Source organism: Janthinobacterium salmonicoloratum (assembly GCF_051380845.1).
Lineage (GTDB): Bacteria > Pseudomonadota > Gammaproteobacteria > Burkholderiales > Burkholderiaceae_D > Janthinobacterium > Janthinobacterium lividum_F.
Map to the genome: position 1 here is coordinate 57,200 of NZ_JBNYXV010000001.1, position 14,526 is coordinate 71,725.

The following is a 14,526-nucleotide window of genomic DNA, read 5'->3' on the forward strand; positions in this document are numbered from 1 at the left end:
AGGATTGTCCCGCATGCGGCTTCCCAGCAGTCACACTATCACGCGCTGATTGTGGATAATGTGGCTATTTTCAGGAGCGGCGTCTTGGTGCAAGATATTACTGGGGTGGGAATGAGTAAGCCGCCGTCGGGTGATGGCGGCTTTTTTTAATGAACTTATTGCACTAAAAATTCACAGTATATTCAGTGTTTTACAGTGTCCTACATTGCTTTAAGATTTATGTTGAGCTAGTAATATTTTGGAGTTTTGGGAGTTTCCAGGTTGAAATTTTTGACATTCTTAAGGCTAAGGTTCTTTTAAGCTTGTCTAAAAAAGGTTTTATACGTATTTCATTTCGAGTATTTTCATTCTCACCTTCAGAGTCAACAATTTGTACGGCAATCTCGGAATATAGTTCCATTGCCTTTTTTGCGTACTTTGCAATCGCATTGCTAAATTCCACTGTGTTCATTTTTTCTAGCGTGAATTTAGATAAATCTGATCCTGATTGATCAATAAGCGTGCTTGCAACAAATATTCCCCATGGGGTTCCATGAATCCCAAGTATTGTTTTTATGACGGTATCTGGGGAATCATTTGCTTTAAGCAATGTCATGCGTTCGGCTTCTACTTGTTGGGCCAATAGCCAAGCGAGATAAACACGTTCTGCTTGTAACCCTCTTGGAAAAATTGTCTTATAAACCTTATCAAAAAGTTCTGTCTTGCGACGGACTGCATCAAGTATGGTTTCTTCTGACATTGCTGCTAAGTACTGTGCAATTTTATCTAGTTCTATTCGTTTTGGATTTTTAATAGCCCGTGCGCCTTCTTGTTTTGGAGCATATGAATAGTCTATGGAGAGAAAAGAATTTCTTAAACCTTCTTGGATTGGATCAAGTAACCTAACTGCTGATAATTTAACAGGGTTTTGAGTATTGTTGTACCTGACAATGTCAGTCAAGATAGTCTTCTTTGCCCCTACAACTCTTACCAATACCTGTGCCTTTGCCGCAGTGGTTGAACTTGCAATTGCTTTTGCTAAGCTAACCGTTGTTTGGCAACCATTCACAATTGAGAAGTGTCTTAGAGTAAATTTCTTTTTTGTGATTTCTTCAATACTATCGGCAACAATTGTTATTCCATTATTTAATGCCCAGAAATCGCCAGGTCTATTAACTGCTGTTTCTATTATTTTTTCGTTTATTCCGCCTTTTCTTTGACCAATAAATAAACGTACATTCCCCTCGAAAAGTTGGTTTGGATATTTCTCATACCACCGGGCTAATTCGCTCGCTGCGACAGATCCAATAATTGCATGGCCAAAATCACCACGGATTTCGGAAAGGGGAGTTCCAAAAGTTAAAGTGTCCTCGGGTACAGTCCGATCGGAGGTTTTTGCAATGACATATTTGTCATATAGCGTATCCTGATGTTCGTAGAAGAAAGACATTTCGGAACCATATGTCTTCGATCGTATTGTTGATTCCCTTTGCCGTGCAATTTGATCAGACTTGGCTGCTAATGTTACCAAGCCAAATACTAAATTTAGATTTTGAATATCAAGTTCTTGTAGTCTTGCTTGAATGTCAGATCTACCTGCATGCTGGAAAGATATTGGATCTTTTATGCTTGAAACCGCTGCAACTAGTGCATTCCATTTTTTTAAAGGTGCACTCCTATCAGCTCGTTCAGCCACATAACCTTGTAGGACATACACCGTCTCTTGATCAGTATCCACATATATAAAATCGCAGCCACCATCCTCTGGACCATCTACTGAGGCTGCATCGATTGCCTCATCCTCATCTATGCCAAGTAAGGTTGTTGCATACCATGCAGCAATGGCTCGGTCACGTGAAATTCCTCCGCGCTTTGCGACAGCGTCAATCGCTTCAATCAATTCTTTTCGAGGATCTTTTGTCTTTTCAGATTTTTGTATAATTCTGGTTGTCATAGCTATCTGTTTTTTGGTGAAAAAATATTATTGCATGAATTTTGGAGGTTGAGAGCTGAAGGAGTGATAATGGCGAATTGTAGACGGTGAGAATTTCATTTTATCTATGGGTGGTTTAAAAAACTTCACGCTAACAGGTTCAGAGTAAATGATATTACAACCCATTCGCCACCCCCACAATCACCACCGCCGACGGCACCAGCAAAAACTGCGCAATCAGCGTTCCCGCCAACCGGCTCCCCACCAGCCACACCACCGCGCGCCGAAACTGCGATTCTTCGATCTTGCCTTCGATGACGTCATCCGTCATGCCTGACATGTGCGGGTCGATGAAGACGGCCATCATGATGGTGGCGCCGCCGTTGATGATCGATGAAAGCGTGCTGGAGGTGACGCGCACGCTGGGATCGAGCACGCCTGCGTAGAGGGCGGCGAAGACGCCCACCGTCCACAGGGCTGTGGCGATGACGTTCATGGCGGTCATGGAGACGGAAACGCCCGATTTCTGGCGCAGGCCAGTGACGTTGGCGGGCTTGGGCAGGCTGGCGGAGGTCTTCAGGTAGGACAAGCCGCCCTTGAAGACGGCGTGCAACAGCAGTTTGGGCACGGAGCGGTGCACCTGGAAGTGTTCGACGGCGCGGCAGAAGGCGCGCTGGAAGGTGGGGATCAGTATCGCGCCGAGGATGGTCGCCAGGCTGGCGGAGAATAGCAGCCAGCGGAAGTCTAGCAATAGCGTGCTGGCGGCAACATGCTGGTCGATGCCCGTTTCCACACGCTTGGCGAGGAATGGCCCGAGAAAGGAATTCGAGGTGCGCGACAGCAGCATCAAAATGCTGAACAGGGCCAGCGATACGGCGATGCGCCGCGTGCGGATGCCGGCGATGCGCACGGAGTAGGCGAGGGTGCCGATGATGTGGATGATGAACGTCAGTGCGCAAATCAACAGCAATTGCTTGTCCATCACAACCTTGCAGTAAAGAAAAAGTCATTCCATGCTGCCATGGAGTTACTTATTTTTCAACTGCAAATTATTTAACGTTGCGCCTTGCTCAATTGGCGTGGCGTTGCAGTCGTTTTTGAGAGCAAAGCATGGCGATGGGCGAAGGCGGCGCGCTCAGTTGCGTGCTTGTTGCTCGTCCCTTGCTTGTATTTTAAGCTTGCACCCTCAACTACCGCACATGGCGGCGTGTCTTGCCGCACTGATCAATGACCAAACCGGAGGTACACCATGAGTTTCGATTCTTTTTTGTCCAAGCTGAAGTCCAAGGCAAGCGAGTTGAAAACCGAGGCCTTGAAGTACAAGAACAAGGATTTCCTGAACGCCGCGATGGCGGGCTCGGCCCTGATCGCCATGGCGGACGGCAGTGTCAGTGCGGAAGAGAAGCAGAAGATGGTGAAATTTATTGAAAGCAATGATGCGCTATCCGTGTTTACCACCACGGACGTGATCAAGGCTTTCCAGGAATATGTCGGCCAGCTGGAGTTCGACAAGGATATCGGCGAAGCCAAGGCCTACCAGGCGCTGGGCAAGATGAAGTCGAATGTGGAGGCGTCGCGCTTGCTGGTACGCATGATCATCGCCGTCGCTTCGTCGGACGGCAATTTCGATGCCAACGAGCAGCGCGTGGCCAGCAAGATCGCGCGCGAGCTGGGCTTGACTCCTGCGGAGTTCGAGCTGCAGTAACTGCCTAGCCAGCCGCCCCCGGCTGGCTAGCTTAATCCTTGTCCCACCACGGCGGCGTGGCCGACGACCAGGGGCACGTCATTTTCACTTCGTTAATCCTGTAGCGTATCTCGATCACTTGGCCATGGTGAAACGGACCGCGTCTCCAGTTGCCGGAATCAAAGACGTAGCCTTTGCCCTTGATGCAAAGGTCGGTCGGATAGTTGCCGATGGGGCCGGTCGAGTGCAGGGTGACGCGCACTTCGCCGTTGGCGTCCAGCGGGGCGTCGCCGCCCATGAAGAGTGGATCCGAGCCGATGTCGCAGACACGGGTGCTGCCTATCTTGCTGCAGTACTTGATATACGTTTCCTGGCGCGCCTGGGCCAGGTAATTGTCATGCCGCATCGGCTTGCCGTCGTCATAAGTAAAGCGCAGGACGACTTGCGTGGGTTCGCTGGCAGGATGGCGCGTGGTGCTGGTGCAGGCGGCGCTGACCAGGGCCAGCAAGGGCCAGGCCAGCAGGCGCAAGCCGCGCCGCAGCACGGTGAATATCGGATTACTGTCTGGTGTCTGCATTGCGCTCCATGGGCCGTTGCCATTCGTTCAAGGAATTTGGCGGCGATAATAGCACGCAATGGCAGCGCGAAACACTCTGGAACCGCGCTACGGTGTAGCGCTATTCATTTCTTGCAGGACTTTTTTACACGGCAGGTCGTGCCCCGCGCCGGGCCTGCCGCGCCAGCCAGCCGCCTCAACGCGAAGCCAGGCCGATGTTTTGCACGCGAGAGGGCACGATGTCGCCACCCGACAGTTTCTGCGACGGCACCACCATCACCAGTTCGCCATCCACGCTGCCGTCATCATTGTGGTCGATACGTACCTTCAACTGGCGGTCCAGCGCGACGAAGGCGTTGTGGTCGGTGGCGACGATGCGGTGCTCTTCCTGCTTGCCGATACGCGCATACTTGACAGCGCCAGCGAGGCGCAGTTCCAGGGTGTCGCCATTCGACAGATCATAGGTGCCGACGAATTTCTTGAAATCCTGGCGCATCATGTAGCGCGGGTGTTCCGGCACATCGATACGCAGCGAGTTGCCCGGCACGGTGACAGTGTGCTCCGGCGGCAGGGTTTGCGCGGTGGCTGCCGTATTGGCGGCAGCGAGGCACACGAGCGTGCTCAAGATGATGGTTTTCATGTTGTTGTCCTCGTTGGTTGATAGCCTCTGGCACATGATGCGGGCGGGCGTTGGGCAGCAATCAGTCTAGGTGCGGATTTGGCGATGCGCATCCTTCATTCGATGGAGAAAGGCCTTGATATTTTGCGTGGCGCGCCATTGCATGGCTGTGGTTTATGCAGCGCTGACTGCCAGCGGGACCATGCTACCGCGCACAGTGATTCATTTCCTGAAGCACCTTCTTGCACAGCTCGCCGTACCCCACGCCCGTGCCCCGTTTGTGCGCGGCCAGGTCGTAGCCGGCGCTGATGTCGTCCCACGCCACGCTGCCAGGCAAGGGGCGCAAGGCGTCGTCTAGATCCATCTCGAAATGAATGAAGTGACCGTCTACGCTCAGCAGTTTGCCATACACGGCGGGCTTGCCGGGGTAGGCCAGTTGCAGCTCGAGCATGAGGGCCGCACCCAGCGCCACGCCATGGCTGGCTGCGCACTGGCGCAAGGCATCGGGTAAGGGGCGGGCGCGCCACCAGGCCGCCGTCTGCTTGATGGCGGCCTGGGTCAGCGCATTTTGCTGTTGGACCGAGTACTGTTTGCTCATGGCTGTCACCCATGTCGAATGTGGCTTGCCGCCTTAGCGCGATGCCAGGCTCATGCTTTGTACGTGGGCCGGCACGATCTCGCCGCTGGCCAGTTTTTCGGCTGGTACGCGCATCAGCACTTCGCCGCCCACGCTGCCATCATCGCGCAAGTCGATGCGCATCGCCAGCTGCTGGTCGAGCGCCACGAAGCTGTCGCTACCGGTGGCGATGATGCGGTGCTCTTCCTGGTTATCGATGCGCGCATACATCATGGCGCCGATGCTGCCCGCATTGCGCAGGTAGAGTACTTGCCCGTTCGACAGTTCATAGCCACCGCGGAACGGGGAAAACGTTTCTGCACTCATGAAATGTTTGTGTGCCGGCAGTTCGATCGTCTGCAGGCGCCCGCCTGGAATGACGACGGTCTGGCTGTCGGGGAGCGTTTGCGCATTTGCCAGCAGGGCGCAGACGCCCAGGGTGCCGGCCAAGATCCATGTTTTCATTTTCCAGCCCATCCTTGAATGTGGCGCCGTCCGCTGCCGGGGCGGCGATGTTGATGTGGGTGCCAGGGAAATCGAACCGGCTTGTCCGCGTGCGTTGTGAATGACACTGGCAAGGCGTGGACAACCGGTGTTGCCAGTGTAGGCAATCAATATGCACCGTGCATCATCCGATCGGATGACACGCCTCAGGCATCAAGTACGGCCAGGTGCGCCGTTGCGCCGTGGATCAGCGCGATCAGCTCGCCCTGGCGACGCGTATCCGTCTTTAAATAGGTGTGGTGCAGATGCGTCTTGACGGTGTTGACGCTGATGCCGCCGCGCGCGGCGATTTCTTCGATGGTGGCCCCTTGGGCCAGCGCCTTGCCCACTTGCGCTTCGGCTTGCGTCAAGTCAAACAATTGGCGCAGGGCAGGGACGGACGTGCTCGCTTGTGTGGGGTCGCGCGCGATCAGCAGCGCGCATGGAGGCTGGCAATCGGCAAGCGGTGTGACGGTCACGGCCAGCGGCCCCTGTTGCTTGCGCGCCAGGCGCAGCGACTGGCATTGTGCTGCGCCGTCGGCGCTGGCGATCACCAGGCGCACGGCGCGCATCAGGGCGGGCGGGGCGGCGTGTTCCAGCTGTGCCGCATGCAGGGCGTGGCCGGCGGGGGTGGCGAAGCGCAGTCCGAGGTTGGCGTCGAGCACCAGCACGGCAGCGCCCATGGCGTCGAGCGCCGCCAGCGCGCAGTGGCTGGCTAGCTGCGCCTCGCGCAGGCGCTGCTGCAGGCACAGCGCGCGTTGCAGATGCGGCAAAAGTTGCTGCCATTGCTGGCCGCTCAAGCCAGCGCTGTCGAGCTGCGGCCAGTCGCCTGCGCCGCAGGCCGAGTCGTACATGGCGCCTATCAGTTTGCCAACATCCGTTGTGGTACTCATGCTTGCCCCCATTTCCTCCACACATCAGTGTGCCGCGGGCTTACAGGTGCGGAACTGGATAAGGGCAGGGTGGCGCAGCGATCCGCCCCACCTTTGTGAGGAAGGGATGGTCGCTGCCATCTGGCCTGAGCATCTTTCAAGATAGTACAAACACGGGACCACCGCAATGCGGTACTGCCGATGCAATCGTGCTCCTGGATTAAAAATTCCCCGATACAATAAAAAATTGTCAAAAATATAAACCTTAGGCATGGGACAGGAGTCGCAGGTCATTCACTGAGCGAAAGTCTTTATGCCACCATGCAAGCATTATTCGATGGCTCTCCCGGCGCTGGCCCTGTGCGTGGCGCTGGCGTTTATTGGCAGCAACGCCATGGCGCAGGCTGCCGACAAGGCGGCGCCACAAGCCTCCAGCGGAGCGCGGCATGTCAAAGTCAAACCCGCCGATACCGCCAAGCTGGTCAGCCATCTGAGGCGCGTGATCACCGATGAAACGAATGACACGCCGCCGCGCATACTCAATGCGTTCGTTGCTAAATACCAGTAGCGCGCGCTCGACGCGGGAATCGATGACCTGGACCGACAGACGCAATATGTGCTGCTGGCGCTCTACATGTCGGGCAAGGCGATGGAACAGCCGCAGTTCGTGGCCCTGATGAAAAATCCGCGCGCCTCGCTGGATGCCTTTTACGACGCCTTGCACGCCTTGCCGAATACCGTCTGGGAGGCGGGGCCGCCGTTGTGGGATGCGCATGCGGCGAAATAGGAAGCCGTTGAGGCCTGACAAAAGTGCAGAATTGAGGCTGCCATTCATACGCGATTGCTGAGGGCATCCTATGGTAAAGAATCTTCTTTCGATGAAACCGCTGCTGATTGGTTTCCTGTGGCTTTTCATGGCCGTGTCACATGCTGGCGCAGTGTACGAGGTTGTTGCTTTCAGAGCAGGTCTGTCGGACGAGCGATGGGTGAGGGACGAAAAAATCCCAAAAAGTTATCGCTTTGATAGCGCATGGTGGGGTCCCAAGCAATCGGACGCATGGAAAACATATCCATAGGGTAAGCTTCGGGCCTAAGCTATTTCGCAACTCTATCAAAATTACATGACCTCCATAATGATTCCCGACGTCGCCCTGGTCGACAATACCGAACAACGCACGCCGCTGGTGCTCGTGCTCGACTGCTCCGGCAGCATGGATGGCGAACCCGTCTCGCTGCTGAACGAAGGCCTGGCCTTGCTGGAACAGGAACTCAAGTCCGATGTGATCGCCGCCAAGCGCGTGCGCATCCTCGTGATTCAATATGGCGCCCACGATGAAGCCGTGGTGGCCAGCAACTGGTGCGATGCCATGGATTTCACGGCGCCCCGTCTGGAAGCGAACGGCACCACGCCGACTGGCGCGGCCGTCGAGCTGGCCTTGGCCGAAATCGAGCAGGAAAAGCAGCGTTTCCGCCAGGCGGGCGTGGCATATACGCGGCCGTGGCTGTTCCTGATGTCGGACGGCGAGCCGACAGACCGCTGGCAGCAGGGTGCCGAACAGGCGCGCGTGGCCGAGCAGGCCAATAAAGTGGCGATCTTCCCCATCGCCGTGGGTGATCATGCGAATATCGATACCCTGGGACAGTTTTCCAGCCGTGGCGAGCGTGGTGTGAAGCAACTGAAAGGCTTGCAGTTCCGCGAACTGTTCCTGTGGCTGAGCGCCAGCATGCAAGTAGTGTCGCAATCGCGTCCCGGTGCGCAGGCCCAGCTGGCCTCGACGGACGGCTGGTCTGTCGTGAATACGTGAAAGCCCGCTGATCCATGGCGATAGTAAACAAGCATTGGCGCGTGTTCGGCGCGTCCGTCACGGGCAAGGCGCACCTGGATAAGGATATCCCTTGCCAGGATGCGCACGCGCACGCCGTCGTGGGCGACGTCCTGGTGGCCATCGTCTGCGATGGTGCCGGTTCGGCCCGTCTCAGCGAACAGGGCGCGCAGTTTGTTGCCGCGCAAACCGTGCAGGCGCTGGCCGGGCGGTTGAAGCAGGGCGCCACCGTGCAGGATTTAGTGGACGGCGCGCTGGCGGGCACCCTGGCGCAGATTCGCGCCGCGCTGGACGACATCGCCCGCGCCGCCAACGCCACCCTGGACGACTATGCCAGCACCGTGGTGGGCGTGGTCATGGGCAGCGACAGCGGTTTCTTTTTCCACCTGGGCGATGGCTTGGGCGTGGCGCAACTGGGCGATGGAGGCGAGCTCATCTCGCTGCCTGCCAACGGCGAATACGCCAACGAAACCTATTTCATCAGCGGCGAGCGCTGGCGCGAACAGCTGCGCCTGCTTGCGATTCCGCAAGTTGTGCGCGGCGTCGTGCTGATGTCCGATGGTTGCATGCCCTTTGCCATGAGCAAGAACAATGGGGCCCTTTACGCGCCATTCATGGATGCCGTGCAAGGCTATCTGCGCACGGTCGGGAGCGTGGAACTGGGTAATGCGGCGCTGGCGTCCACCCTGGCCGACCCGCGCACGCACCAGATCACGGGCGATGACAAGACCCTGCTGCTGGCTTTGCGCGCATGAGCAAGAAGCAAGGTGTGACACCCGGGCTGAGTCCGGGTGGAAAAATTTGGCTGGATAAAGTCAGAAGTCTGGTACTGGGAAAACTCGTCAAGAGCGGCGGCGCGGGCAGCGTGTACCTGTTGCCCGGTGCGCCCGCGCAGGTCGCCAAGCTGTACCATCCGCACCTGGACCGGGCCGCCAACCGGCGCAAGCTCGAAGCGATGCTGGAACTGTCGCCCGAGCTGCCCGACCAATTGGAAAACGGCAAGCGCTACGTCCAGATCGCCTGGCCGCAAGCGGCCGTGTTCGACGGCCAGGGCGGCTTTGCCGGTTTCGTCATGCCCTTGCTGGACATGGCGCAAACGGCCGAGCTGGAACAGATCATGCAGGAGCGCCAGGCACGCGCGGCCGGCCTGCCCACGGGACTCGGTCCCAAGCTGACGCTGGCCGCCAACCTGGCCGCCGTCATCGATGCGCTGCACCAGCAGCAGCATTACGTGGTCGACTTAAAACCCGTGAATCTGCGCTTTTACCGCGACTCGCTGTACATCGCCATGCTCGATTGCGACGGTTTCAGCATCCAGGGCCATGCGGAGCGTTTTCCTGCCGAGCAATTCACGGCCGACTACCTGGCGCCGGAATTCCAGCGCAAGGGCATGCCGGCGGGCACGGAAATGGCGCAAGACCGCTTCGCCCTGGCCGTCGTCATCTTTCAATTGCTCAACTTTGGTATCCACCCGTACAGCGGGCGGCCCGGCAATGCGCAAGTGGCAACCGACATTCCCGGGCGCATCCGCGACGGCTGCTATGCGTATGGTGTCAAACGCCACAAGCAGTTGGCGCCGAACGCCACCAGCGGCCATGCGCTGATGCCGCCCGAACTGCGCGCCATGTTCGACCGCGCCTTTTCGCCTTCACCGAAGCCCCAGCGGCCATCGGCGGCCGACTGGGCGCTGTTGCTGCGCGGCTATGCCCAGCGCAGCGGCGGCAAGTTGCTCATTTGCGCCGTGAATCCTGAGCACCAGCATTTTGTGGGCCAGGGTTGCGCGGCTTGCGCACGCGACAAGGTCATCAGCGCGGCCGCGCAGGCATCCGTGCAGGCGCAGCAGATGCAACCGCAACAGCAATCGCTGCCGCAGCAGCGCAGTGTTCGCCGCACGGCCCCGGGGCAGGCGCCGGCGCCGGTCACCATCCCAATGGCGGGCAACACGGGCGGTGGTATCACCGGCAAGGGCTGGGCCGTGGTGGTAGTGCTGATCGTGCTGTTCCTGATCGGCTTTACGGCCTGGACTTCGTCGCCAGACGAAGTCAATAACAAGGCCAGCCTGCAGGCGCAAGCCGACCAGGCGGCTGGCCTGGAAGTATTTAGCTGGCGCCAGCGCAAGACGGCCGGTTTCCAGCAGTCGGACGCGCGCGAGGCCGTGCACAGCCTGTCGCGAGCGGTCAGCAAGGGCGACGACGACGCCGTCACGCGCGGCTTGCAATTGCTATACCGGGCGGGAGAGGACAAGTCGTCGCGCTACGAGGGTGACAAGGTGCGCGCCCGGCTGCGTACCACCTTGATGGAAGGCCTGGGCGCGATGCCCGGCTACGCCCCCGAATTGGCGAAAACCTATCTTGACCAGTTGCAAGCCAACCCGCGCGACCACCTGGCAGCGGCGGCCATGGGCCGCATGCACCTGAGTTTGAATGAACCGCAGGCGGCGCGCCAGTATTTCGAGCAAGCCGTTTGGGCACGCCCGACCGATGGCGTGGCCTGGCTGGGCATCGCGGCCACGGCGCTGCTGCGCGGCGGCGACGAGCAAGATGCCGTCAACATGGTGGCGCTGGCACAGCTGACGTCTTATCGTTACGCGGTGGAGAACGCCATGCCGACGGACCCGGGCGAGCCGGCCGACAATGGCGTCGCCGCCACGGCGCAGCGCATGGACCGGGCCGCCAAGGTGCTGCGCCTGGCCCAGGGGGGGGCTTACCAGAAGCGCTGGGACAAGGCGCTGGCCGATGGCGCGCTGCTGGCGGCCAGGCTCAAGGCCATGCCGCCCTTGCGGGACCAGGTCGGCGGCGTGCAGCGCGAGACGATGACGACGGTTGCTTATGGCGTGCTGGACGAAAAGCATGCAACGGGTGAAAACCGCCTGACCCTGACCATTGCCGCCGACGGCACGCTGAGCTATGCGGCGGCCGAGTTGCCGATGGAGCCGATGCTCAACAAGGTGCTGCTCGACAGCGTGAAGCGCTGGACCTACTTGCCGGCCGTGCAGCACGGTCAATTGCGGGATGCCAAGGTGGTGGTGCTGGTGCGCTACCGCAACGGCCGGGTCAGCTTTGTGCCGGCCGGTGTGGCCGCCACGACGGAAAATTAAAGGAATAGCATGAAAATCAAGACCCTATGCGCCGTGCTGGGCGCCTGCTTGCTGACCCCGGGCATGGCGCAGGCCGACATCGTGCAACGCCAGGTGCTGACAAGCATGGCCAGCGAACCCGACAGCGAAGGCGGCGATGTGTTCACTATTGCCGGCACGACGGCCTGCGGCGGCAAGCAGATACGCATGGATGCCCGCTCGGTCAATCTGGACGAGGCGCCGTACGACGCGCTGAAAGCCGATCTGGCCCGGCACATCCGCAGCAAGACGCCCATGCTCGTCACCCTGAAAAAATGCCCCGAGGATGCAAGCGTGCCCATCGTGCGCCAGATCGCCGCCTGCACGCCAGCCGCCTGTGCCGATGGCCGGGCGCGGCTGTACCTGCACGAAGTTTTCTACCCCATCGAGCAGGAGAATGCGCCCAACGTGCTGCTGTTGCCCTTGCCGAAAGGTAAATCGCCGGGCACGTGGAAGGTGGATATTTATAGCGTCGCCGGCCACAAGCTGCGCCTGTCCGGCCAGGCCAACCGCGCCGATTATGCGTCCGGCGAGCTGGTGGGCGGCTACGTCACGTATTACCCGAATGGCAAGATCGAGAAACAGGTGGCGCAGGATGGACAGGGGCGCCAGGACGGTGTTACCAGCCAGTATTTTGCGGATGGCACCCTGGAAAAGCGCGGCAACTGGCGCCACGGCTTGCCTGAAGGCGAACACCAGTTGTATCACGCCACGGGCAAGCTGCGCGAAACGAGCAGCTACCGCGATGGCAAGCAGCTGGACGGCCCCAAGCAGATATCGGCTGAAAATGGCAAGCCGAGCACGAGTTATGTACTGCGCGGCGGCAAGATCGAAGGCGAGATGCTCACGTATTTCCCTGATGGAAGCATTTCCGGCCGCTCCGCAATGAAAGAGGGGAAATACAATGGTTTGACGACAAACTATTACCCTGATGGCGCCGTGCGCGGCACCATGACCTTGCGCAATGACTTGCCCACGGGCGAGGCGCTGGAATTCTATCCGGACGGTAAGGTGCAAAGCCGCCAGCAGTATGCCGACAAAGGCGGGCTGCTCAGCATCCAGCGCTACAGCCCGCAGGGCGTGCTGGTGCTGGAAAGACGGTGGGATGCGCAGTTGCGCGAGCAGGGCACGTCGCGCTCGTGGTACGAAAGCGGCAAGCCCGAGCAATCGATCGACTACGTGAACGACAGGCGCGACGGCTGGAGCCGCGTCTGGCGCGAGGATGGCAGCCTGAAAAATGAATGCCGGTATGTGGCCGGCAAGGCGCAGGGCGATTGCGGCGAAGCGCCGCCAGCGCCGGAATTGTTGCGCAAGGAGCAGGCATGGCGCGCACTTTGAAACATTTGTTTGGCGCCATGCTGCTGTTGCCGGCGCTGGCCCATGCCGAGATCGTGCAGCGGCAAGTGATTACTGCGATTACGGCCGCGCCCGGTAGCGGCGATGTGTTGACCGTGAACGAGGATACCGGCTGCGGCGGCCGGCAGTTGCGCATGGATGCCGCGTCGGTCGGGCTGAGCGAGGAACAGTATGGTGTCATGAAGGCCGAGCTGGCCAACATGATACGCGACAGGAACCCGCTGCTGGTACGCCTGCGTGCCTGCCCGGCGCCCGACCAGACTGGGGCCGATGCCATTCCCGTCATCCACATGCTGCGCGGCTGCGATGAGCACTGTGCCGACGGCAAGGCCCGTCTTTACCTGAACCACAACCTGTCGCGCGGCGAGGTGATGGAACAGGCGCGCTATGCGCTGCTCCTGCCGCTGCCGCCCGGCAAGATGCCTGGCACCTGGCAAGTCGAGATCTATCATGTGCGGGAAGGCGAACCGAGGCGGCTGACGGGCCAAGTCAACGCTCCCGATTACCTGCGCGGCAAGCTTGTGGGCAACTACAGCATGTATTACCCGCATGGACAGCTGGAAATGCAGGTGGAGCAAGATGGGCGCGGCCTACAGGAAGGCGTGCAGACGCGGTATCACCCGGGTGGCGAGCTGGCCATGCGCGCCACCTGGCGCAATGGCATGCAGGAGGGGGAGGAACAGTCCTATCACCAGAATGGCAAGCTGATCGAGTCGCGCACCTACCGCAAGGGCGCACGCGCCGATGGTGTGGTGGAAACGTTCGACCAGGATGGCAAGCTGAAAACGCGCACGACCCAGGTCAAGGGCCAGACGGAGGGCGAGCTGCTGCTGTTCTACCCGGACGGCAGCGTGGAAAGCCGCAGCCAGCATGACAACGGCATCATGACGGGACCGAGCACCGGATATTTCCCGGATGGCAAGGTGCAGCGCACTGCCAACTACGTTGACGGCAAGCCTGTCGGTGAAAGCGTCGAATATTATCCGGACGGTAAAGTCGCCAGCAAGCGCACGCACAGCGGCCACTTTGTCTTGCGCAGCGAACAGCGCTTCAGCCGGACCGGCGTATTGATCGTGCACAAACTGTGGAACGCGGGCGGGCGCGAGGAGGGCGCATTGCGTTCGTGGTATGCCAATGGCAAGCCGAGGCAACTGATCGACTATATGGATGGAGAGCGCCAGGGCTGGACGCGCCATTGGCGTGAAGATGGCAGCCTGGAAAGCGAGTGCCGCTATGTGGCGGACGCGCCGCAGGGGGCGTGTACGGGGGCGTCTGCCAAGATGTCGTACACGGAGGATGGCATCGAAGTCGAGCTGCCGGAACCGTGATCCGGGGAAGTCGTTGCCGTGCGATTATTGATGCGCAGCCAGCCGTTTTGCGGGGCATGTACAGGTACTGGCGATGACACTGGATGGTGTCCAGAGTTCATCCAGTCCCAGCAGGACGAGTATAGGCATCTTCATTGCTGCCGATTATTTGCTTTGTATGCA

Annotated in this window: 15 protein-coding genes; 8 read left to right on the forward strand and 7 right to left on the reverse strand. The window is 59.0% G+C overall.

The window, feature by feature from the left end:
- Positions 1-217: 217 nt before the first annotated feature.
- Positions 218-1,933: an AIPR family protein gene (locus ACQ4WY_RS00235; protein ID WP_436502296.1), complete on the reverse strand. Its 1,716-nt coding sequence runs from the start codon at positions 1,931-1,933 to the stop codon at positions 218-220.
- Between the two features lie 154 nt (positions 1,934-2,087).
- Positions 2,088-2,894 carry a lipid II flippase Amj family protein gene (locus tag ACQ4WY_RS00240; RefSeq protein ID WP_436502297.1) on the reverse strand — a complete coding sequence of 269 codons (807 nt, stop codon included), beginning with the start codon at positions 2,892-2,894 and terminating at the stop codon, positions 2,088-2,090.
- A 267-nt stretch (positions 2,895-3,161) separates the two neighbouring features.
- Here ACQ4WY_RS00240 and ACQ4WY_RS00245 point away from each other — a divergent pair, with 267 nt between their 5' ends.
- A complete protein-coding gene (locus tag ACQ4WY_RS00245; RefSeq protein WP_211549426.1) occupies positions 3,162-3,617 on the forward strand; it encodes a tellurite resistance TerB family protein in 456 nt (151 codons plus the stop codon).
- 31 nt (positions 3,618-3,648) lie between these two features.
- Here the strand turns inward: ACQ4WY_RS00245 and ACQ4WY_RS00250 are convergent, their stop codons facing one another.
- The 5 genes from ACQ4WY_RS00250 to ACQ4WY_RS00270 all read right to left on the reverse strand — a co-directional run bounded on the left by ACQ4WY_RS00250 (position 3,649) and on the right by ACQ4WY_RS00270 (position 6,763).
- A complete protein-coding gene (locus ACQ4WY_RS00250) occupies positions 3,649-4,173 on the reverse strand; it encodes a hypothetical protein (protein WP_436502298.1) in 525 nt (174 codons plus the stop codon).
- Positions 4,174-4,348: 175 nt separating this feature from the next.
- Positions 4,349-4,792, reverse strand: a complete 444-nt coding sequence (locus ACQ4WY_RS00255; protein WP_436502299.1) for a hypothetical protein — start codon at positions 4,790-4,792, stop codon at positions 4,349-4,351.
- 184 nt (positions 4,793-4,976) lie between these two features.
- Positions 4,977-5,369: a hypothetical protein gene (locus ACQ4WY_RS00260; RefSeq protein WP_436502300.1), complete on the reverse strand. Its 393-nt coding sequence runs from the start codon at positions 5,367-5,369 to the stop codon at positions 4,977-4,979.
- Positions 5,370-5,402: 33 nt separating this feature from the next.
- Positions 5,403-5,852, reverse strand: coding sequence for a hypothetical protein (locus tag ACQ4WY_RS00265; RefSeq protein ID WP_436502301.1), 450 nt, complete (start codon positions 5,850-5,852; stop codon positions 5,403-5,405).
- 185 nt (positions 5,853-6,037) lie between these two features.
- Complete coding sequence (locus tag ACQ4WY_RS00270; RefSeq protein WP_436502302.1) at positions 6,038-6,763, reverse strand: helix-turn-helix transcriptional regulator; 726 nt, start codon at positions 6,761-6,763, stop codon at positions 6,038-6,040.
- A gap of 316 nt (positions 6,764-7,079) precedes the next feature.
- Here ACQ4WY_RS00270 and ACQ4WY_RS00275 point away from each other — a divergent pair, with 316 nt between their 5' ends.
- From ACQ4WY_RS00275 to ACQ4WY_RS00305, 7 genes are all read left to right on the forward strand, one after another.
- Complete coding sequence (locus ACQ4WY_RS00275; RefSeq protein WP_436502303.1) at positions 7,080-7,310, forward strand: hypothetical protein; 231 nt, start codon at positions 7,080-7,082, stop codon at positions 7,308-7,310.
- Between the two features lie 48 nt (positions 7,311-7,358).
- Positions 7,359-7,529, forward strand: a complete 171-nt coding sequence (locus ACQ4WY_RS00280; RefSeq protein ID WP_436502304.1) for a hypothetical protein — start codon at positions 7,359-7,361, stop codon at positions 7,527-7,529.
- A gap of 334 nt (positions 7,530-7,863) precedes the next feature.
- On the forward strand, positions 7,864-8,547 hold the full coding sequence (locus ACQ4WY_RS00285) for a vWA domain-containing protein (RefSeq protein ID WP_436502305.1): 684 nt from the start codon (positions 7,864-7,866) through the stop codon (positions 8,545-8,547).
- A 14-nt stretch (positions 8,548-8,561) separates the two neighbouring features.
- Positions 8,562-9,320: a PP2C family serine/threonine-protein phosphatase gene (locus ACQ4WY_RS00290; protein WP_436502306.1), complete on the forward strand. Its 759-nt coding sequence runs from the start codon at positions 8,562-8,564 to the stop codon at positions 9,318-9,320.
- Entirely contained in the window at positions 9,317-11,662 is a 2,346-nt protein-coding gene (locus ACQ4WY_RS00295; RefSeq protein WP_436502307.1) for a hypothetical protein, read from the forward strand. The genes ACQ4WY_RS00290 and ACQ4WY_RS00295 overlap by 4 nt, the downstream gene beginning before the upstream one ends.
- Positions 11,663-11,671: 9 nt before the next feature.
- Positions 11,672-13,018 carry a toxin-antitoxin system YwqK family antitoxin gene (locus tag ACQ4WY_RS00300; protein ID WP_436502308.1) on the forward strand — a complete coding sequence of 449 codons (1,347 nt, stop codon included), beginning with the start codon at positions 11,672-11,674 and terminating at the stop codon, positions 13,016-13,018.
- Positions 13,003-14,364: a toxin-antitoxin system YwqK family antitoxin gene (locus ACQ4WY_RS00305; RefSeq protein ID WP_436502309.1), complete on the forward strand. Its 1,362-nt coding sequence runs from the start codon at positions 13,003-13,005 to the stop codon at positions 14,362-14,364. The genes ACQ4WY_RS00300 and ACQ4WY_RS00305 overlap by 16 nt, the downstream gene beginning before the upstream one ends.
- Positions 14,365-14,526: the final 162 nt, after the last annotated feature.

Bases quoted from the DNA above. Each gene is read 5' to 3' on its own strand.
- ACQ4WY_RS00235 (WP_436502296.1), bottom strand. From the start codon at position 1,933: ATGACAACCAGAATTATACAAAAATCTGAAAAGACAAAAGATCCTCGA.
- ACQ4WY_RS00240 (WP_436502297.1), bottom strand. From the start codon at position 2,894: ATGGACAAGCAATTGCTGTTGATTTGCGCACTGACGTTCATCATCCAC.
- ACQ4WY_RS00245 (WP_211549426.1), top strand. From the start codon at position 3,162: ATGAGTTTCGATTCTTTTTTGTCCAAGCTGAAGTCCAAGGCAAGCGAG.
- ACQ4WY_RS00250 (WP_436502298.1), bottom strand. From the start codon at position 4,173: ATGCAGACACCAGACAGTAATCCGATATTCACCGTGCTGCGGCGCGGC.
- ACQ4WY_RS00255 (WP_436502299.1), bottom strand. From the start codon at position 4,792: ATGAAAACCATCATCTTGAGCACGCTCGTGTGCCTCGCTGCCGCCAAT.
- ACQ4WY_RS00260 (WP_436502300.1), bottom strand. From the start codon at position 5,369: ATGAGCAAACAGTACTCGGTCCAACAGCAAAATGCGCTGACCCAGGCC.
- ACQ4WY_RS00265 (WP_436502301.1), bottom strand. From the start codon at position 5,852: ATGAAAACATGGATCTTGGCCGGCACCCTGGGCGTCTGCGCCCTGCTG.
- ACQ4WY_RS00270 (WP_436502302.1), bottom strand. From the start codon at position 6,763: ATGAGTACCACAACGGATGTTGGCAAACTGATAGGCGCCATGTACGAC.
- ACQ4WY_RS00275 (WP_436502303.1), top strand. From the start codon at position 7,080: ATGGCTCTCCCGGCGCTGGCCCTGTGCGTGGCGCTGGCGTTTATTGGC.
- ACQ4WY_RS00285 (WP_436502305.1), top strand. From the start codon at position 7,864: ATGACCTCCATAATGATTCCCGACGTCGCCCTGGTCGACAATACCGAA.
- ACQ4WY_RS00290 (WP_436502306.1), top strand. From the start codon at position 8,562: ATGGCGATAGTAAACAAGCATTGGCGCGTGTTCGGCGCGTCCGTCACG.
- ACQ4WY_RS00295 (WP_436502307.1), top strand. From the start codon at position 9,317: ATGAGCAAGAAGCAAGGTGTGACACCCGGGCTGAGTCCGGGTGGAAAA.
- ACQ4WY_RS00300 (WP_436502308.1), top strand. From the start codon at position 11,672: ATGAAAATCAAGACCCTATGCGCCGTGCTGGGCGCCTGCTTGCTGACC.
- ACQ4WY_RS00305 (WP_436502309.1), top strand. From the start codon at position 13,003: ATGGCGCGCACTTTGAAACATTTGTTTGGCGCCATGCTGCTGTTGCCG.